The sequence below is a fragment of the Pseudomonas sp. DW-iso3 genome (assembly GCF_058725305.1).
In genome coordinates this window covers 554,280-573,403 of the sequence record NZ_JBZXDZ010000004.1, presented here as the reverse complement: position 1 = coordinate 573,403, position 19,124 = coordinate 554,280, and the positions used below count along the sequence as shown (strand labels likewise).

Here is a 19,124-nt window from a genome sequence, read left to right as displayed (position 1 = left end):
CTTACGAAGTGCCAAGCCACTTAGTGAACACACGCCCAACGCTTCTTTTTCATTCGTTGGATGGCGTATGTTCACACACAGATATAAGGCCCTCCACTTATGACTGGCGTTCACCGCGTTCGCTTGGCCACCTCTATTACGCCCACGGCCCCCACACTACAAAGCCTGCACGCAGCCGATGAACATTCGGTGGCCTCCAACGTCATCAGACTTTTTCAGGCTCGTCAAAACAGGCATAGAGACCGCCCGCAGCCCGAATACGCAGTCGATATGCCGAAACACGCCCCGCAGCGAATACTTGACCTGCTCAGATACACGGTGACCGACGAGCAGCCAAGTCTGGCCGAACAGATCAGTCAATTGATACAAGGCGCCGGTGAGACACTCACAGACGAAAGAGCACTGCACAACGAAGTCGAACGGCTCCTGAACCAGCCGAGCGCGCTCAATCCGCAAAAAACCTACACCCAACTGATTGACGACATACTCCAAAGCCCGGCGCGTGCCATGCCCAACAACGGCATTGGTTTTTCTCGAGTTCGCCGAGACCTGCAAAACGCCCACCCTGCGCAAAACGCGGGTAACACCTCGATCCAGCAGTTCGCCAATGCTCTGGTTGAAGACAGCGACAGCCAACTGGCGATTAATTTTGCCAATTATTTGATCCGCATTCGGGTGGATGCAATCCCATACAACCCTGCTCGTGCAGTCCCAATTGCTGTACCGCCCAGCTCAACGTTCGGCCTCGCCTGGAACGAACTGGCTGACGCGCTCGACGCGGTGCCTTTCAAAACCTTTGCCCAAACCAAAGGCATTGATATTTCCAGTCTTGTCATTAAGGCCAATGGAGACCTGACCGGCCAGAGGAACAATCAAACCTTCAGCTTCTCTTTGGCACAAAATCCTGAATGGGCCGCCGCTTCATCTGCGGTTTTGACTGCGGCAAGAAAAATGCGCGGGGACATCACGTTCCACGACCGCGAGCATGCACCCGCGGAGGACGTCGCAAGCTTTTATCTGGAGCGCGCGCCCCGCTACAACAGCGACGACACGCTGATAGCGATCGACTGGCTGATGAAAGAGAGAAACTTCCATTCGATAAGTAACACCGATACCTACTACGCGGCTCAATACGCCCCAGTCCAACAGCGCCAAAGAGAGGCAAAACAACACGTCGCAAACCTGCCACCGCCTCAGTTGAGCCGACTACTGGCCGGTTTCGAGCCCGCATCGGTGGCACAAAAGGTCAAGGACGCCGATCAGGCCCTGGCCCGCCTGAGCAGCCAAGCGATGGGCAAGTTGTTTGGGATCAAGATTGAAGAACTGCCCGAATATTCGACCTTCAACCTGGTACGTAACAACCTTAAGGATGTGCTGAACGGCGTTGCTTTTACAGCGTTCGCACAGGAAAAAAATCTTGAAGTGTCGAGCGTCCGGATCAATGCGGCGGACGGGGCCTTAAAAGGCACAGTCAATGGCGTCGAAACCACATTCGTGTTGAACGACCTCTCCGGTTGGTCCGAGGTCTGGCCGCAAGTACAACTGGCGGTAGAACGTATGGCGACAGGCTCAGGCGATTACGTCTTCTACCCGAGTGCACACTCTGCAGAGGTTTCAGAGGTGCTGCGTTTTTACGCGGAAGAAGGACCGCCTCAAAATGACGCTCCTAACCCTGGCTGGGCGCGAAGAGCGCGCGAAGGGAGTCTGCGCAGAAGTGCCGAAATCACCCAAGTCGACGGCTTCAAGGCATTGGTGGGTACACCCACTGACGATGCCCGCTCGCTCAGCGTGCGCGAGGTGCAGCAGGCCGTCATCTCACAGCTCACTGGGAAGCCAATGAACCTTTCGCCGCTTGAAACCCTGGCGGCGGCAGCCAAGGTCAATGTGCCACAGAGCGACCCCGCACCGCCCGTAAACGCGGCACCAGACCTCGACACCCCAGAAGACATCCTGGCACGCGCCGAAGGCGAACTGGTCGGCACTGCGCATCGCGTGATGCTTGAGCTCAAGAGCGACCCGACGCCCCCTGCCTCAAAAAAGGTTGAGCCGGTCCCGGCCAACAGCCTGTTCGGACAATGGCGCGCTTACTTGGACAAAGCCCTGAAAAGCAGCGGCTTTACCGAGTGGGCCGCGAAACAGGGCATCGACCTAAGTACCTTGCGCTTTGACCCAACGGACCGCGCACTGATCGGTAAGGTCAACGGCGTTGAGCAACGCTTTACAGCCACTGATTTTACGAAAAGATACCCGGAACAGCATTTTGACGTACTCACCCCAGTGTTGACCGCTGCCGAGGCATTCACCGCACATGGAAAACCGATCACGCTGGCTCAGGCCAACGACAGCAGCGCATCCTTTGAATGGTTGGCCAATTTTTATTCCATCAGTACCGACTACGACAGCGAGGCGTTCACACGCCATACGGAGCTGATGGGCCGAACATTGGCATTTCCAACGCCACCTGAAAACCCAGGGAAAATCGTGAGCTGGTTGAACCAGCGCAAAATCGCGTTAGGCGACAGCAATGACAGGCATGCGCTGATTCATCAGCTTAAATTCGGGAATGTTGATAACGACGCCACAACCCGCTTTACGGTGGATCCGGACTCTAGCCACCAGCCCAAGGGCACCACGACACTCCAGAAGTTTCTGTCAGACCACGGCTGGTATGGCGCCACGTCGGCCGCACAGGTCGATAATTTGTTACAGGCGTTGCAAACCCAGATCCCGCAGGCACCTGCCCTGGGCAACCAATGGGGCTTCTTGTCCACTGACTTACCGTTGAGTGCTGAGCAACGCAGCGCGGTGGGTGAGCTCGTCAAAACGTCTATTGGAAACCACAGCACCCTTCTCAGCTTCTTGAGTTCCGGCGTTTCCAACCTGAGCAGCGACCCTGATCAGGCACTGCAACAACTTCTCTCCAGTGACATCGCCCTGGAGCTCGCCACACACTTGCAAACCGCAATGAAGGGCGCTGCTACCCCAACCAGCCTAAAGCAATGGCTATTGACCGCGCTTGTGCTAGCGCTTGATCCAACGGCCGGCACCCAGCGCAATCGCGTTGCAGGTTTCGACTTCATGTGGCCTGCGAACTGGGGCTTAGGCGCTGGCAAGCTCAGTGAGCTTTTAAGCCAACATTTGGCTGATACCCAACAGGTCCCGACCCACCTTCGTCCGGCAGTCACCCGCCTATTGATGTCCGGTGCAGCGCCACATTTGCTGGTCAAAGACCTACCGTCGACGTTGAAGCTTGGTTCCCCAGAATGGGTCAACTTTTCAAGTGCGGTAAATCGAATCGAACTGATAGCCGCCGGTGCCAGCGCGAACATGACTTACCAGCAAGTCATGGACTTTCATAACATCAAGCCCATTTCAGCAGAGGAAAACCGCCTGCAGGCCGTCGCCCAACTGAACCCAGTGATTGATTGGGCCGTCATCAATAACCATCTTGGGAAAAACAACAACGACGAATATAGCCTCGAGCAGCTGAACGACAGCCAGGAAAAACTCAATACTCAGATCAATGAGACCTCGCAAGCCAAACGTTACCTGCGAACCGTCGCCCCCCCAAGCAGAAGGGCCATGGCCCTGGCGGCATTGAAAGAAAAGTTTGGCGCAAGCATCGATTTTGAGAGGCCGGTTCTATGGGAAAAGGTGGCGGGCGGGATCTTTTCCGGTATTAACGCAAGCATCGTCGAGGTCTATGAGGCTGGCCGCCTGGGTGAAAGTTGGAGTACACAACAACCAGGCCTGAACGTCGAAGACCTGCGCAAAAAAGCACACGAGTTGCCAGATATCAACGCGCAATTCGACAACGCCATCCAGGAAGACTTCACCCCGCGCAGGCGCCATACGATTTCCCTGTTCAAAGACATGCTCAGCAAGTTGCCGTTGGAGGAGCGCAATAGCCTTAACTTTGGAACGGTGGAACTTCTGCAAGTGGAAGGGACCGCCAGTGGCATCATCATCACGTCCGTCTACGAAGGCGTGAGGCGGGATTTCGCGGTCTATCCGGCAACCGGGCAAATAGTCAGAATTCCCGACATTGATCCATCAACGCCGCTAGACAAAAAAGTCAGCGTGGCTCTCGACATGGATGCGCTCAAAAACGGCACGGAGCCCAAACAGGGCGTCACCTGCGATGTTGTATTAAGGGAAAGCGAACAATTTATCCTCAACGAGACCACAGACGGTGACAAACGCCCTGAGTTACGTGAAAGGCGCTTCCTTGAACGCAGTGCAAGTGACGCATCTTCCGTTTACGACAGCAACAGAATGGAGGACCTCGCCAAGGTGCTGGTTGACACGGTCTACCTGCGCAAAAGTACGTTTGTCGGTAGCCACCGTGGATTGCACAATGCAGTTGAACATGGCGTAGAACCCAGCGACTTCTTCAAAGGCCTCTTACGCGCCATTCCAGGCAGCAGCAGCCTTGAAGATCTTTATCACGGTGAATACGCCAAAGCAGCAGGTGACCTGCTCGTTGATATCGCGCTCTATGTGGCTACCGAAGGCGCTGGGAAAATATGGACGCTAGCAAAAACAGGTGCTGCGTGGGCGACGGCCAAGGTCTCTGCCAAGTTTGTCGAAAAGTTTGGCGCAGATGAAGCCGAGGACATTGCTCTCAAGGATATAACTGCCGCCAGCACCTCGAATTCGATCAACACATTGAGCCGAATGCAGGAAAGCCACCTTGCAGTGCAAACGGCAGATATGGCCGAGGGCAGGGTCATACGCTCCGGCACCCACAACCAAGTCAAGGTCAGCACGGTATTCCAAGACGGTAATTGGTACGCCTACGACGCCAGGACACAGGCGGCTTATGGCCCCGCCTTGGAAGGTTTTATCTCGGATACCTCAGCCCCTCTGCGTAAGGAGACGTTCTCCAGCGGCACTCAAGCCCTGGTCACTGAAAAGCCCCTGGCCACCGATGCGTACACCCTCCCCCGCGCCAAGGGCTTCGACCTGGTCAATGAGGGCAAGGTATACCGTTACGACGTCAAAAATCCCAATGTGCTCACGGACTTGGAGTCGGCCGACCACTTTAGGCCCTTGGATAATTTCGAGGCGATCTGTGAGGCACCGTCCGTCGGCGGCAGAGCCAAACGCGGCACCAATGACACGTGCTTCTCCAAAATCGTTGAGAACACGCCCAACGAATTGACCCAGGAGTTGCAAGCGCTCGAGCATGTTCGCTTGTTCCCCTCGCCGTCGAAATTTCTGAGAAAGGATCAATTTGTCGTCTTCGAACGACGCCGCTACAAAGTGATTGATGGCGAAACGGGGCCACACCTTCACCCGACCTTGGACAAGCAGCCCATCACTTACAAATCGCTGATCACCGGCAGCATCAAACATGATCCACAGTTTGGCTTTTACGTTGGGCAAACCAACGAAGCACTGAACCAGGAAACGCGTGTTATCAAGCTCAACAGCATCAGCGATATAAGTGACGACAAGCGCGAAGTTCGTGCGGTCATCGTTAACGGTCGAACGCCTGGGGACACCCAAAAGTACCTTGTGATCGAGGCGGACACCGCACAGTTTTATTACGCGAAACTGAATACAGCGTCATCCGGCGAACTCAAATTCTTTAGAACCACACCCGACGACATATCGCTCGTCAATGGTTATCGGAATAAATTCAGCATCCGCCAAGGTGTGTCCAGAACACCACTGGATGCCGAATTCATCGCCCTGCCCAAACTGGACTCGGCGCTGGCAGAACTGAAGCGGTCGGGTTACCAGAAAAAAGATGTCGATGAGTTAGGTGCCTTCGTTAAAAACATGACGAAGGAGCAACAGCGCGAGGTGCTCTATCAATTGCAACGTAGCGAAGCGATTGGCAAGACGAATATCGCCCTGAAGCCAAATCAAGTAACCGCTTTGACGACTCCCGCGAACTTCTCGACCTTAACAGCCGAGCAGCAGAACAAATTCCTGGCGCAGCAGGTAAAAGACACGGTGACCCGTTCCATGACGGCCACCGGGCTAGGCCCAGGCAATCAGATACGCTCAGCATCGGATATTGCGCGCGCAGACGCCGCCAACCAGACCGTCGAATGGTTGCGTCGAAGCATTCCCAGCAGTGCGCGGAATCGCTCTGACATAATTTTGAAAGCCGGCGCCGGCAATTGCGGAGAAATGGCCCTGCTGTCGAGGGACATCATCAAAAAGAGCGGTGGCAATGCCTACGAATGGAAAGCCTCAGACGCTCATGCATTTACCGTGGTAGGCGGCCCGTCCGCGATACCTGCAGGAACAGTCGACTTCTCGGAACCGGAATGGGCGGATGCCTGGATTGTCGACCCGTGGGCCGGTATTGCCAGCCCCGCTCGGGAGTACACGCAAAAACTGAAAGAGGTCATGACTCAGTGGGAGCGCCATGGCATAAAAATAGTCGAGGGCAACAAGCCTATAAGCCCACTGGAAAAGAACTGGATGGATGCTCTTATCGTGAAACCGAAGACCCCCTATCCTCACGGTTATATCAACCCCTGATCCCTCGCCGGGCGAAAAGTGCACGCAATCCGATAGCAGCGCTTTTTTTGCCCAGGCCCGCCGGGCCTATGCCTTCGCCTGAACAATCACTGAAACGTTTTACCCAGCCGCGAATGAAGTGCAAAAAAGTATCAGTACCAGTGTTCCCAAGGATTTGTCACATCGCCTTTAGAAGGCTGTAATCAACGCACACTCTTCCTGACAACCTGTAGGAAGACACAACAACAATAACTGTCCTTCTGTAGCCCCCTGGGCGCGGAAATGGAGTGCGCGATGAAGTTCACAGCAAAAGCACTGCTTGCCTCTACCTGCATGATGACCTGCATGACCCTCAGCGCCGTCAGCTTTGGCGCGCAGACCCTGACCATTGCCACCGTCAACAACAGCGACATGATCCGCATGCAAAAGCTCTCGAAAACCTTCGAGGCCGAGCACCCGGAGATCAAGCTGAACTGGGTGGTGCTCGAAGAAAACGTGCTGCGCCAGCGCCTCACCACCGACATCGCCACCCAGGGCGGGCAGTTCGATGTGTTGACCATCGGCATGTACGAAGCTGCACTCTGGGGCGCCAAGGGCTGGCTGGAGCCGATGAAGGATCTGCCGGCGTCCTACGACCTCGATGATGTGTTCCCTTCGGTGCGTGACGGTTTGTCCGTCAAGGGCTCGCTGTATGCCCTGCCGTTCTACGCCGAAAGCTCGATCACCTACTACCGCACCGACCTGTTCAAGGACGCCGGGCTGACCATGCCTGAGCATCCGACCTGGACGCAGATCGGCGAATTCGCCAGCAAACTCACCGACAAGACCAAAGAGCAATACGGCCTGTGCCTGCGCGGCAAAGCCGGTTGGGGCGAGAACATGGCGCTGATCACCACCCTGGCCAACGGCTACGGTGCGCGCTGGTTTGACGAGAAGTGGCAACCGGAATTCAACGGTCCTGAATGGAAAGACGCGCTGAACTTCTACGTCGACAATATGAAGAAATCCGGCCCGCCGGGTGCTTCCAGCAACGGTTTCAATGAAAACCTGGCGCTGTTCAACAGCGGCAAGTGCGCGATCTGGGTCGATGCCAGCGTGGCCGGCTCATTCGTCACCGACAAGACCCAAAGCAAAGTGGCTGACCATGTCGGTTTTACCTTTGCACCCCACGAGAAGACCGACAAAGGCACTTCGTGGCTGTACTCCTGGAGCCTGGCCATTCCGACCAGCTCCAAGGCCAAGGATGACGCCAAGGTGTTCACCAGTTGGGCAACCTCCAAGGAATATGGCGAGCTGGTGGCCAAGACCGACGGCATTGCCAACGTACCGCCAGGCACGCGCAAATCCACCTACAGCGACGAGTACATGAAGGCCGCGCCGTTTGCCAAGGTGACCCTCGAATCGCTGAAAGTCGCAGACCCGACCAAGCCGACACTCAAGCCGGTGCCGTATATCGGTATCCAGTTGGTGACCATTCCTGAGTTCCAGGCGATTGGTACCCAGGTCGGCAAGTTCTTCTCGGGCGCACTGACCGGTCAGCAGACGGTGGATGCAGCATTGACCGCCGCACAGACCACCACCGAGCGTGAAATGAAGCGGGCGGGTTATCCCAAATAGTCCAGGCTCACCACCATAAATGTGGGAGCAGGGCTTTTGTGGGAGCTGGCCTGCCTGCGATGCAGACAACTCGGTCTGTCAGTTACACCGAGATGATGCCATCGCAGGCAAGCCAGCTCCCACATTTGATCGCGCTCCGACTCTGGTTCTGCATGTAATCGACTGGCTTTGATCACCATGAATACAACCACACCCAAAAACCGCCTGGCCAACCCCGGCTGGTTCCTCGTCAGCCCCTCGGTGGCCTTGCTGCTGCTGTGGATGATCGTGCCGCTTGGCATGACCCTGTACTTTTCGTTGATCCGCTACAACCTGCTCTACCCCGGCGAAAACGAGTTCGTGGGGCTGGAGAACTTCACCTATTTCATCACCGATTCGGGGTTCCTGCCCGGCGCCACCAATACCTTACTGCTGGTGGGCAGCGTGCTGCTGATCAGCGTGGTGTTCGGCGTGTTGATCAGTGCCCTGCTGGAGGCCAGTGAGTTCCTCGGCCGCGGCCTGGTGCGGGTGTTGCTGATCTCGCCGTTCTTCATCATGCCCACCGTCGGTGCGTTGATCTGGAAAAACCTGATTTTCCACCCGGTCTCGGGGATTCTTGCCGCCGTCTGGAAGTTCTTCGGCGCCGAGCCGGTGGACTGGCTGGCGCACTACCCGCTGCTGTCGATCATCATCATTGTGTCGTGGCAGTGGCTCCCCTTCGCGATCCTGTTGTTGATGACCGCCATGCAGTCCCTCGACCAGGAACAAAAGGAAGCCGCGCGCCTGGACGGTGCCGGCGCCATCGCGATCTTCTGGCACCTGACCCTGCCGCACCTGGCCCGCCCGATTGCCGTGGTGGTGATGATCGAGACGATCTTCCTGCTCTCGGTGTTCGCTGAAATCTTCACCACCACCAACGGCGGCCCCGGCTACGCCTCGACCAACCTCGCCTACCTGATCTACAACCAGGCGCTGGTGCAGTTCGACGTGGGCATGGCTTCGGCCGGCGGCTTGATTGCCGTGGTCATCGCCAATATCGCGGCGATCATCCTGGTGCGGATGATCGGCAAAAACCTGACTGACAAGCCTTGAGGGCCGCGCCATGACGCTTCAACAATCCCGCCGCCTGCAAAGCCTGTTGCTCGGCACCCTGGCCTGGGCCATCGCGATCCTGATTTTCTTCCCGATCTTCTGGATGGTGCTGACCAGCTTCAAGACCGAAATCGACGCGTTCGCCACGCCGCCGCAGTTCATCTTCACGCCGACGCTGGAGAATTACCTGCACATCAACGAGCGCAGCAACTACTTCAGCTATGCGTGGAACTCGGTGCTGATTTCCTTCAGCGCAACGGCGCTTTGCCTACTGATCTCGGTGCCGGCCGCCTACTCCATGGCGTTCTACGAGACCCAGCGCACCAAAGGCACGTTGCTGTGGATGCTGTCCACCAAGATGCTGCCACCCGTGGGCGTGCTGATGCCGATCTACCTGCTGGCCAAGAGCTTTGGCCTGCTGGATACACGCATTGCGCTGATCATCATCTACACCCTGATCAACCTGCCGATTGTGGTGTGGATGGTTTACACCTACTTCAAGGACATTCCCAAGGACATCCTCGAAGCCGCCCGCCTGGATGGCGCGACCCTGTGGCAAGAGATGGTCCGCGTGCTGTTGCCGATTGCCAAAGGCGGCCTGGCGTCCACCGTATTGCTGTCGCTGATCCTGTGCTGGAACGAGGCGTTCTGGTCGCTGAACCTGACCTCCTCCAGCGCCGCGCCGTTGACCGCATTGATCGCCTCCTACTCCAGCCCCGAAGGCTTGTTCTGGGCCAAATTGTCCGCCGTCTCGACCCTAGCCTGCGCACCGATCCTGATCTTTGGCTGGATCAGCCAGAAACAGCTGGTGCGCGGTTTGTCCTTTGGCGCCGTTAAATAATAATTCCTAGCGGAGGCTCATCATGGCCAACCTGAAAATCAAGAATCTGCAAAAAGGCTTCGAAGGCTTCTCGATCATCAAAGGCATCGACCTGGAAGTGAACGACAAGGAATTCGTGGTGTTCGTCGGCCCGTCGGGCTGCGGTAAATCCACCCTGCTGCGCCTGATCGCCGGCCTGGAAGAAGTCAGCGAAGGCACCATCGAACTGGATGGCCGCGACATCACTGAAGTGACCCCGGCCAAGCGTGACCTGGCGATGGTGTTCCAGACCTACGCGCTGTACCCGCACATGAGCGTGCGCAAGAACATGTCGTTTGCCCTGGACCTGGCCGGTGTCGACAAGAAGCTGGTGGAGAGCAAGGTCAGCGAGGCGGCACGCATCCTGGAACTGGGACCGTTGCTGGAGCGCAAGCCCAAGCAGTTGTCCGGTGGCCAGCGCCAGCGTGTGGCCATCGGTCGCGCGATTGTGCGCAACCCGAAGATCTTCCTGTTCGACGAACCGCTGTCCAACCTCGACGCCGCCCTGCGCGTACAGATGCGCCTGGAACTGGCGCGCCTGCATAAAGAGCTGCAAGCGACCATGATCTACGTGACCCACGATCAGGTTGAAGCCATGACCCTGGCCGACAAGGTGGTGGTGCTGAACAGTGGCCGTATCGAGCAAGTCGGCTCGCCGCTGGAGTTGTACCACCAGCCAGCCAACCTGTTTGTGGCGGGTTTCCTCGGCACGCCGAAGATGGGTTTCCTCAAGGGCAAAGTCACCCGTGTTGAAAGCCAAAGCTGCGAAGTGCAGTTGGACGCTGGCACGTTGATCAACCTGCCGCTGAGTGGCGCCACCTTGAGCGTGGGCAGTGCAGTGACCCTGGGCATTCGTCCGGAACATCTGGAAATTGCCTCCCCGGGCCAAACCACCCTGACCGTCACCGCCGACGTCGGCGAACGCCTGGGCAGCGACACCTTCTGCCATGTCATCACCGCCAATGGCGAACCGCTGACCATGCGGATTCGCGGCGACATGGCCAGCCAGTACGGCGAGACGCTGCACCTGCACCTGGACCCGGCGCACTGCCATCTGTTCGACACCGACGGTGTTGCCGTGGCCCGCCCACTGCGCGCTGCCGCCTGATTTCGCGAGACTTTGCTGATGAAACTGAATAAACAGAACCTCGCCCAGTTGGCACTGCAAGTGAAGCTGCCCACCTATGAGATCGCCAGTACCACGCAGGGCATCGCCCATATCGGCGTCGGTGGCTTCCATCGCGCACATCAGGCGTATTACACCGACGCCCTGATGAACACCGGCGTTGGCCTGGACTGGAGCATCTGCGGCGTCGGCCTGCGGGCCGAAGACCGCAAGGCCCGCGACGACCTGGCCGGCCAGGACTACCTGTTCACCCTGTATGAACTGGGCGATACCGACGACACCGAAGTGCGTGTGATCGGCTCGATCAGCGACATGCTGCTGGCCGAAGATGGCGCCCAGGCGTTGATCGACAAGCTGGCTGACCCGGCAATCCGTATCGTCTCGCTGACCATCACCGAAGGCGGCTACTGCATCGACGACAGCAACGGTGAGTTCATGGCCCACCTGCCGCAGATCCAGCATGATTTGGCGCACCCGAGCGCACCGAAAACCGTGTTCGGCTTTATCTGTGCCGCGTTGACCAAACGCCGCGCCGCCGGCACTCCGGCATTTACCGTGATGTCCTGCGATAACCTGCCGCACAACGGCGCCGTGACGCGCAAGGCGCTGCTGGCCTTCGCCGCCCTGCACAATGCCGAACTGCACGACTGGATCAAGGCCAACGTGAGTTTCCCGAATGCCATGGTCGACCGCATCACGCCGATGACCAGCACCGCGCACCGCCTGCAATTGCATGATGATCACGGCATCGACGATGCCTGGCCGGTGGTGTGCGAACCCTTTGTGCAATGGGTGCTGGAGGACAAGTTCGTCAACGGTCGCCCGGCCTGGGAAACGGTCGGCGTGCAGTTCACCGATGACGTCACCCCCTATGAAGAAATGAAGATCGGCCTGCTCAACGGCAGCCACCTGGCGCTGACCTACCTGGGGTTTCTCAAGGGTTATCGGTTTGTGCACGAGACCATGAACGATCCGGTGTTTGTCGCCTACATGCGCGCCTACATGGACCTGGACGTCACGCCGAACCTGGCACCGGTGCCGGGCATCGACCTGACGGACTACAAGCAGACGCTGGTGGATCGCTTCTCCAACCAGGCGATTGCCGATCAGTTGGAGCGCGTGTGTTCGGATGGCTCGTCGAAGTTTCCCAAGTTCACCGTACCGACCATTAACCGGTTGATCGCCGATGGCCGCGAGACTGAGCGCGCCGCGCTGGTGGTGGCGGCCTGGGCGTTGTATTTGAAAGGTGTGGATGAAAACGGGGTGAGCTACAAGATCCCGGATCCGCGGGCTGAGTTTTGCCAGGGGCTGGTGAGTGATGACGCGCTGATCAGCCAACGCCTGTTGGCGGTGGAAGAGATTTTTGGTACGGCTATTCCCAACTCGCCTGGGTTTGTGGCAGCTTTCGAGCGCTGCTTTGTCAGCTTGCGTGACAACGGCGTCACCGCAACACTGCAACATCTACTGAAGAAACCGAATTAAATAGGTGGGAGCTGGCTTGCCTGCGATAACGATCTATCAGTCACATCATGGCTAACCGGACCACCGCCATCGCAGGCAAGCCAGCTCCCACCGTTGATAGGGTTTCCACTCCAAAAAAACAATACTGCTGAGCAAATCCTCATGACCCAGCAAAACCTGTTTCTCGGCATCGACTGCGGCACCCAAGGCACCAAGGCCATCGTCCTCGACGCCTCCAGCGGCAAGGTACTCGGCCTGGGCGCTGCGGCGCACACGCTGATCAGCGGCGCCAATGGCCGTCGCGAGCAGCACACCCAGGAATGGCTGGACGCCTTTACCGAAGCCACCCACCGCGCCCTGCAACAGGCGGGCGTGGATGGCCAGGACATCCTCGGCATCGGCGTTTCCGGCCAGCAACATGGTTTGGTGCTGCTGGATGACCAGGGCCGCGTACTGCGCCCGGCCAAGCTGTGGTGCGATACCGAGACTGCGCCGGAAAACGAGCGACTCTTGCAGCACCTGGGCGGCGAAAGCGGCTCTCTGGAACGCCTCGGTGTGGCGATTGCCCCGGGCTACACAGTATCCAAGCTGCTGTGGACCCGCGAACAGCACCCGGACATTTTTGCGCGTATCGCGCATATCCTGCTGCCCCACGACTACCTCAATTACTGGCTCACCGGTCGCGCCGTCGCGGAATACGGCGATGCGTCAGGCACCGGCTACTTCAACGTGCGCACCCGTGAATGGGATGTGGCGCTGCTCAAGCACATCGACCCAAGTGGGCGCCTTGAAAACGCCTTGCCGCAACTGATCGAGGCCGATCAAAGCGTCGGCACGATTCTTCCGGCAATTGCCGAACGCCTGGGCATCAACCCCAATGCCATCGTTTCCAGTGGTGGTGGTGACAACATGATGGGCGCCATCGGCACTGGCAACATTGCCCCTGGCGTGATCACCATGAGCTTGGGTTCATCGGGCACTGTGTATGCGTTTGCCGACCAGCCGAGCGTAAGCCCGCAGGCGTCGGTCGCCACGTTCTGCTCATCCAGCGGTGGCTGGCTGCCGCTGATCTGCACCATGAACCTGACCAACGCCACCGGGGTGATCCGCGAACTCTTCGATCTGGACCTGACCGCGTTCAATGCCTTGGTCGAGCAAGCGCCGATTGGCGCGGACGGCGTCAGCATGCTGCCGTTTCTCAACGGCGAACGCGTGCCCGCCCTGCCCCACGCCACCGGCAGCCTGCACGGCCTGACCATGACCAACCTGACCCGCGCCAATCTGTGTCGCGCGGTGGTCGAAGGCACGACCTTCGGCCTGCGCTACGGCCTGGACTTGCTGCGTCAGACAGGGTTGCAAAGCCAGAGCATCCGCTTGATCGGTGGCGGTTCGAAAAGCCCGATCTGGCGGCAGATGGTCGCCGATATCATGAACACCGAAGTGGTCTGCACCGAACAAAGTGAAGCCGCCGCGCTGGGCGCCGCGATTCAGGCGGCCTGGAGCCAGTCCGGCGAATCACTGGCCAGCCTGTGCGACAAGTGCGTGAGCGTCGACCCGGCCAGCCGTACGCTGCCGGTAGCGGCCAGTGTCAGCGCATATCAACAAGCCTACGAGCGCTACCAGCAGCTTGTGGCAACCCTTTAAGAGCGAACGACTATGTATCTGGTGTGTGGTGAAGCGCTGTTTGATTTTTTCAGCGAGGAAGATGCCAGCGGGCAGGCGTCCAAGGTCAATTACAAGGCGATTGCCGGCGGTTCGCCGTTCAACGTCGCGGTAGGCTTGCGCCGCCTGGGTATCGAGGCGGGCTTGTTCGGCGGTTTGTCCACTGACTTCCTTGGTCGCCGCTTATTGCAGGTGCTCAAGGATGAGGGCGTGAGCGAGCAGTTCCTGGTGGAATTTGCCGCGCCGACCACCTTGTCGATGGTCGCCGTGGGCGCCAATGGCTCACCGCAGTACAACTTCCGTGGTGAAGGCTGCGCCGACCGACTGCTGGAAGTCGCCCATCTGCCTGAGCTGGGTGATGACATTCGCGGCCTGCATATCGGCTCGTTCTCCCTGGTGGTGCAACCCATCGGCGACACCCTGCTGAGCCTGGTCAAGCGCGAAAGCGGCAAGCGCCTGATCAGCCTCGACCCCAACGTGCGCCTCAACCCGCAGCCGGATATCCAGCTGTGGCGCGACCGCGTGGCAGAGTTGGTCAAGCATGCCGACCTGATCAAGGTCAGCGACGAAGACCTGCACCTGCTCTACCCCGAGCAGTCCCCGGAAAGCGTGTTGCAGGGTTGGCTGCAGCACCGTTGCCAGTTGGTGTTCCTGACCCAAGGCGGCGATGGCGCCAGTGTGTTCAGTCGCCAGCACGGCCACTGGTCACAACCGGCCGTCAAGGTGGTGATGGCCGATACGGTGGGGGCCGGCGATACCTTCCAGGCCGCGTTGATTGCCTGGTTGACCGAGCAACAATTTGACTCGATTGACGGCCTGCAGCAGCTCAGCCGCGACCAGATCGACGCCATGCTGGGCTTTGCGATTCGCGCCGCGGCATTGACCTGCACCAAGACCGGTCCAGACCTGCCTTACCGCCGCCAGGTGAGTTGAACCCAGCAGCAACATGAGCAATGTGCCACCACGCAGGCCACGTATTCCGTGGCCTGCGCGCGTTTATACACACATTGCCAAGCGGGAAAACTGTGCTAAACCCAAAACAGGAGCAGTAATTACAACAAATGCAGGAAAGACCCATGCAAAAAAGCAACGGTTTATCAACCCGCGCCGTTTTAGCTGTCGGCCTTCTCTCACTGCAGTACACCACACCACAACAGTCCTACGCTGCCTGCGCACTCACTCCCGGCCCGGGCAACGACACCTCCATCTGCGACAGCGGCAGCAGTGCCGGCCTGACCGATCTCCTGGGCAATAACAGCCTGACGCTGCCTGCAGGTGGCACCGGCACCATCAACGGTAAGCGTCTACTTGGCGGCAGACTACAACACCCACCTGAACAGCAACGCGATGGAGGGGGTCAGCGGCACCGCCGGCGTGCGCATGAGCTGGTGAAGATGAAGGTTTTGTCAGCCAGGCAAACATTAATCGATGGTTAATCCCGCAAGTCGAGAGTGACGCTGTACCCACTTGCGGAGAACCACCATGAAACTGCGCACATTGATGCTCGGTGCCACCTTTTCACTGGCGGCTGTGTCAGGCCTGGCCCAGGCCGACGATCAAACAGCCGCCGTGAAACCCGTGCCTTACCACTATGGCCTGCCGATGAACATCGACAAGGTCCTGGCCATGAACGAAGCCCAGACCGACGAATGCAAAGTCATCAAGGCCGATATCAAGTTTCTGGACAAGGCAGGCAAGGTGGAAGACGTGAGCTATCGGAAGATGTCCGATGCCTGCGATTTCCAGAATTGAAGCGAACCACCGTAGGACCGAGCTTGCTCACGAAGCACTTAAAACGCCACTGAGTAGTAGGCTACCCGCGTTATCGTTGCCGATTTTCGCGAGCAAGCTCGCCCCGGCTAATAGTAGACGCGCCCTCCCACTCGTTGCAGTGTAGGTGCGTGGGTGTGCTTGAGGTCTTCGCGCAACCCGGTGATCAGGTTGCAAATGGCTCGACTGCTGTCGAGTTTGTCTGCATCGATTCCTTTGACTTCCAAATCCACCCGGTCGCGGTCACGGTCATCGTAGACCTTGATCGTCAGCGAGGCATCTTCGGCTTTGGTGCATTCGCACCGTCTGGGCAGGAAACTTCCTTCAATAATGCTGCGAAGTTCTAATTCCGAAAGCATGGTCAACCTCTCCTTTTCTGAGACTGCCAACAGATTGTTATGAATCTGGCGGACGCTCGCCCGCCGCGTCTTGCCGGCCCTGGAAGACGCTTGTAACACCCAAGCGTACTCGGCTAAGTCAGCGCTCGTTGTAACTTTTCCTCATAAGCACTGTGCCTGGTTATAGAGGTTGAACAGCGTCAATGGGATCGTCGTCGAACGGCTACGATTAAACGTTTAACCCTGGACTTAAGGTCAAACGACACTTTGCGCAGCGACCCTTTCGGCAACATGTCGCAAACTATCGAAGTTGATGTTCGCTCCGGAATTGATCGCCACCAGCGTCTGCCCGCGCAGGTTGTGAGTGGCGACGTATTGGCGAATGCCCGCCACCGCCAACGCCCCGGAAGGCTCGGTGATAGAGCGCGTGTCGTCGTAGATCAACTTGATTGCGCTGCACAACGCGTCATTGCTGACGGTGATGACTTCATCCACCCAGTCCCGGCAGATCTCGAACCCGTGGGCGCCGACCTGGGCCACCGCCGTACCGTCGGCAAACCCGTCAACGCTGGGCAGCACCACGCGCTCACCGGCACGCAACGCCGCCAACAGGCAACTGGAGCCCTCGGGTTCGACGCCGATGATGCGCACGTCCGGGCGCAGGTATTTGACGTAGGCGGCGACGCCGGCGATCAGGCCACCACCGCCCACCGGCACGAAGATCGCGTCCAGCGGCCCCTGCTGTTGGCGCAGGATCTCCATAGCCACGGTGCCTTGGCCGGCGATCACGTCTGGGTCGTCGAAGGGCGACACGAAGGTGCACCCGGACGACTCGGCCAACTGCAGCGCATAGGCCAGGGCAAAAGGAAAACTCGCGCCGTGCAGCACGGCTTGCGCACCGCGTGAACGTACGCCCAACACCTTGAGTTCCGGGGTACTGGCGGGCATCACGATACGCGCCTTGATCCCCAACTCCCGCGCTGCCAGGGCCACACCCTGGGCATGGTTACCCGCCGACGCGGTGACCACGCCACGGGCCCTTTGCTCAGGCGTGAGCTGCACCAGCTTGTTATAGGCGCCGCGGATCTTGAATGAAAAGGTGGGCTGCAAGTCTTCGCGCTTGAGCAACACCTGGTTGCCCAGCAATGCCGACAAGGCCGGGGCCGCTTGCAAGGGCGTACGCACCGCCAGGTCGTACACCGGGGCAGCAAGAATCTTCTTCACGTAATGCTCAAGCAGTCCCGGGTCGGCGGTGTGAGGCGCGGTGCAGCTACTCATGGATGTCTCCTGGCTTTTTGTCAAAGACCCTGGAGACGGAAAAACAAAACCCGCCTCTAGGGCGGGTCTGGGTACAGCCGTGCGCTATCCCGCCAAATGAGGAATGGCGGTAATAATGCTTGGCTGGCTGCGGAAGGCTTGAAAAGTCATGTGACGAAACTAACCGGCGGCCCGCGATCAAGTCAATGGCCAAGCGCCATTTAGCGGCTGGGGGTTTACGTTATATATACGAAACGTATACGCTTTGTATATTCCCACTGCACAGTGATGACCATGGGCATCGTCAAGATCACCGACCACCTGCACGAACAATTACGCCTGGCCAGCGCAGCGATGGACCGCTCCATCAACGCCCAGGCCGAGTTCTGGATCAAGATCGGCCTGCTCGCCGAACTCAACCCTCACCTGCCCTACAACGAGCTGATCAACAAACTGCTGCTGGACAAACCTGACCTGATCCGAGGGCGCAGTTGATGATCAAGACTGCCGCACAATTGGCCGTGATGCGTGAAGCCGGGCGCCTGCTGGCCCAGGTCTTCACCATGCTCGACGGTTTTGTCGCCACCGGCCGCTCTACCCTGGAGCTGGATGCCGCCGTCGAAGCCTTTATCCGCAACGACCTCAAGGCCCGCCCTGCCAGCCTGGGCCAGTACGACTACCCCTTCTCCATCAACACCTCGATCAACGAGGTGGTATGCCATGGCATGCCCAGCGCCAAGGCAATCCTCAAGGACGGCGACATCATCAACATCGACATCACCCTGGAAAAAGGTGGCTTCATTGCCGACTCCAGCAAGATGTACATGATCGGCAGCGTTACGCCCAAGGCCCAGCGCCTGGTCGAGAAGACCTTCGAAGCGATGTGGGCCGGTATCCGCCAGGTCAAGCCCGGCGCCCGCCTGGGTGATATCGGCCATGCCATCCAGAGCCATGCGCAGGCCAACGGCTACAGCGTGGTGCGCGAGTATTGCGGCCACGGCATCGGCCGGCAGATGCATGAAGAACCGCAGGTCCTGCACTTCGGCCGCCCCGGCACGGGGTTGGAGCTGCGTGAAGGCATGGTGTTTACTGTGGAGCCGATGCTCAACCAGGGCAGCTCGAAAGTGCGCAGCCTCAAGGATGGCTGGACGGTGGTCACCAAGGACAACAGCCTGTCGGCGCAGTGGGAGCACACGGTGGCAGTGACCGCGGATGGCTTTGAAGTCCTGACCCTGCAGACTTAGACGGTTGCCCATACGGCGGCTCACTTTCGAACAGCCGGAATGCCGGCCCAGTCAAAAGTAAGAAAAATGCTCTCGCCGCAACCCTCGGCACTTCGCTAGAGCTGACCCTTTTCTTACTCTCGATTTCAGTCAAATGTGAGAGCTGGCTTGCCTGCGATGGCCTCAACTGAATTACTGAGGTGTTTGCATCGCTGGCAAGCCAGCTCCCACAGAAAAGCAGGTAGGTGACTGATCTCTCA

The 19,124-nt window shown here is 58.4% G+C and carries 13 protein-coding genes and 1 pseudogene; 12 read left to right on the top strand and 2 right to left on the bottom strand.

Annotated features, from left to right (window positions below; genetic code table 11):
- The first annotated feature begins 99 nt into the window (after window positions 1–99).
- The 10 genes and pseudogenes from AC4PS7_RS14660 (at window position 100) to AC4PS7_RS14615 (ending at window position 16,028) form a co-directional block, all read left to right on the top strand.
- Window positions 100–6,501, top strand: coding sequence for a hypothetical protein (locus AC4PS7_RS14660; protein ID WP_492179529.1), 6,402 nt, complete (start codon window positions 100–102; stop codon window positions 6,499–6,501).
- Between the two features lie 273 nt (window positions 6,502–6,774).
- Window positions 6,775–8,097 carry an ABC transporter substrate-binding protein gene (locus AC4PS7_RS14655; protein ID WP_021491768.1) on the top strand — a complete coding sequence of 441 codons (1,323 nt, stop codon included), beginning with the start codon at window positions 6,775–6,777 and terminating at the stop codon, window positions 8,095–8,097.
- A gap of 177 nt (window positions 8,098–8,274) precedes the next feature.
- Window positions 8,275–9,168: a carbohydrate ABC transporter permease gene (locus AC4PS7_RS14650; RefSeq protein ID WP_029529156.1), complete on the top strand. Its 894-nt coding sequence runs from the start codon at window positions 8,275–8,277 to the stop codon at window positions 9,166–9,168.
- Between the two features lie 10 nt (window positions 9,169–9,178).
- The gene (locus AC4PS7_RS14645; RefSeq protein ID WP_010210759.1) at window positions 9,179–10,009 is read left to right on the top strand and encodes a carbohydrate ABC transporter permease; all 831 of its coding nucleotides are present in this window, start codon (window positions 9,179–9,181) and stop codon (window positions 10,007–10,009) included.
- A gap of 22 nt (window positions 10,010–10,031) precedes the next feature.
- Window positions 10,032–11,135, top strand: a complete 1,104-nt coding sequence (locus tag AC4PS7_RS14640; RefSeq protein WP_010210760.1) for an ABC transporter ATP-binding protein — start codon at window positions 10,032–10,034, stop codon at window positions 11,133–11,135.
- A gap of 18 nt (window positions 11,136–11,153) precedes the next feature.
- Entirely contained in the window at window positions 11,154–12,635 is a 1,482-nt protein-coding gene (locus AC4PS7_RS14635; protein ID WP_038453210.1) for a mannitol dehydrogenase family protein, read from the top strand.
- A gap of 141 nt (window positions 12,636–12,776) precedes the next feature.
- Window positions 12,777–14,258, top strand: a complete 1,482-nt coding sequence (gene xylB / locus AC4PS7_RS14630) for a xylulokinase (RefSeq protein ID WP_045792220.1) — start codon at window positions 12,777–12,779, stop codon at window positions 14,256–14,258.
- A 12-nt stretch (window positions 14,259–14,270) separates the two neighbouring features.
- On the top strand, window positions 14,271–15,209 hold the full coding sequence (locus tag AC4PS7_RS14625; RefSeq protein WP_010210764.1) for a carbohydrate kinase family protein: 939 nt from the start codon (window positions 14,271–14,273) through the stop codon (window positions 15,207–15,209).
- A 143-nt stretch (window positions 15,210–15,352) separates the two neighbouring features.
- Window positions 15,353–15,589, top strand: a pseudogene (locus tag AC4PS7_RS14620) (hypothetical protein); the annotation flags it as partial.
- Between the two features lie 169 nt (window positions 15,590–15,758).
- Window positions 15,759–16,028 carry a DUF2790 domain-containing protein gene (locus AC4PS7_RS14615; RefSeq protein WP_010210772.1) on the top strand — a complete coding sequence of 90 codons (270 nt, stop codon included), beginning with the start codon at window positions 15,759–15,761 and terminating at the stop codon, window positions 16,026–16,028.
- 107 nt (window positions 16,029–16,135) lie between these two features.
- Here the strand turns inward: AC4PS7_RS14615 and AC4PS7_RS14610 are convergent, their stop codons facing one another.
- Window positions 16,136–16,405 carry a DUF1652 domain-containing protein gene (locus tag AC4PS7_RS14610; protein ID WP_044287058.1) on the bottom strand — a complete coding sequence of 90 codons (270 nt, stop codon included), beginning with the start codon at window positions 16,403–16,405 and terminating at the stop codon, window positions 16,136–16,138.
- A gap of 234 nt (window positions 16,406–16,639) precedes the next feature.
- Window positions 16,640–17,662 (bottom strand): threonine ammonia-lyase, biosynthetic, encoded by a 1,023-nt coding sequence (ilvA, locus tag AC4PS7_RS14605; protein ID WP_010210775.1) that lies wholly within the window; start codon window positions 17,660–17,662, stop codon window positions 16,640–16,642.
- 273 nt (window positions 17,663–17,935) lie between these two features.
- Between ilvA and AC4PS7_RS14600 the strand changes: the two genes are divergently transcribed.
- Together AC4PS7_RS14600 and map are read left to right on the top strand one after the other, a co-directional pair.
- The gene (locus AC4PS7_RS14600) at window positions 17,936–18,136 is read left to right on the top strand and encodes a ParD-like family protein (RefSeq protein WP_010210776.1); all 201 of its coding nucleotides are present in this window, start codon (window positions 17,936–17,938) and stop codon (window positions 18,134–18,136) included.
- Window positions 18,136–18,885, top strand: a complete 750-nt coding sequence (gene map, locus AC4PS7_RS14595) for a type I methionyl aminopeptidase (RefSeq protein WP_350488017.1) — start codon at window positions 18,136–18,138, stop codon at window positions 18,883–18,885. Before AC4PS7_RS14600 ends, map begins: the two co-directional genes overlap by 1 nt.
- Window positions 18,886–19,124 lie beyond the last annotated feature (239 nt).

Excerpts from the sequence above, each read along its gene's own strand:
- AC4PS7_RS14635 (WP_038453210.1), top strand. The coding sequence starts at position 11,154 with ATGAAACTGAATAAACAGAACCTCGCCCAGTTGGCACTGCAAGTGAAG.
- AC4PS7_RS14610 (WP_044287058.1), bottom strand. The coding sequence starts at position 16,405 with ATGCTTTCGGAATTAGAACTTCGCAGCATTATTGAAGGAAGTTTCCTG.
- xylB (WP_045792220.1), top strand. The coding sequence starts at position 12,777 with ATGACCCAGCAAAACCTGTTTCTCGGCATCGACTGCGGCACCCAAGGC.
- AC4PS7_RS14615 (WP_010210772.1), top strand. The coding sequence starts at position 15,759 with ATGAAACTGCGCACATTGATGCTCGGTGCCACCTTTTCACTGGCGGCT.
- AC4PS7_RS14625 (WP_010210764.1), top strand. The coding sequence starts at position 14,271 with ATGTATCTGGTGTGTGGTGAAGCGCTGTTTGATTTTTTCAGCGAGGAA.
- AC4PS7_RS14660 (WP_492179529.1), top strand. The coding sequence starts at position 100 with ATGACTGGCGTTCACCGCGTTCGCTTGGCCACCTCTATTACGCCCACG.
- AC4PS7_RS14650 (WP_029529156.1), top strand. The coding sequence starts at position 8,275 with ATGAATACAACCACACCCAAAAACCGCCTGGCCAACCCCGGCTGGTTC.
- ilvA (WP_010210775.1), bottom strand. The coding sequence starts at position 17,662 with ATGAGTAGCTGCACCGCGCCTCACACCGCCGACCCGGGACTGCTTGAG.
- AC4PS7_RS14600 (WP_010210776.1), top strand. The coding sequence starts at position 17,936 with ATGGGCATCGTCAAGATCACCGACCACCTGCACGAACAATTACGCCTG.
- AC4PS7_RS14645 (WP_010210759.1), top strand. The coding sequence starts at position 9,179 with ATGACGCTTCAACAATCCCGCCGCCTGCAAAGCCTGTTGCTCGGCACC.
- AC4PS7_RS14655 (WP_021491768.1), top strand. The coding sequence starts at position 6,775 with ATGAAGTTCACAGCAAAAGCACTGCTTGCCTCTACCTGCATGATGACC.
- AC4PS7_RS14640 (WP_010210760.1), top strand. The coding sequence starts at position 10,032 with ATGGCCAACCTGAAAATCAAGAATCTGCAAAAAGGCTTCGAAGGCTTC.
- map (WP_350488017.1), top strand. The coding sequence starts at position 18,136 with ATGATCAAGACTGCCGCACAATTGGCCGTGATGCGTGAAGCCGGGCGC.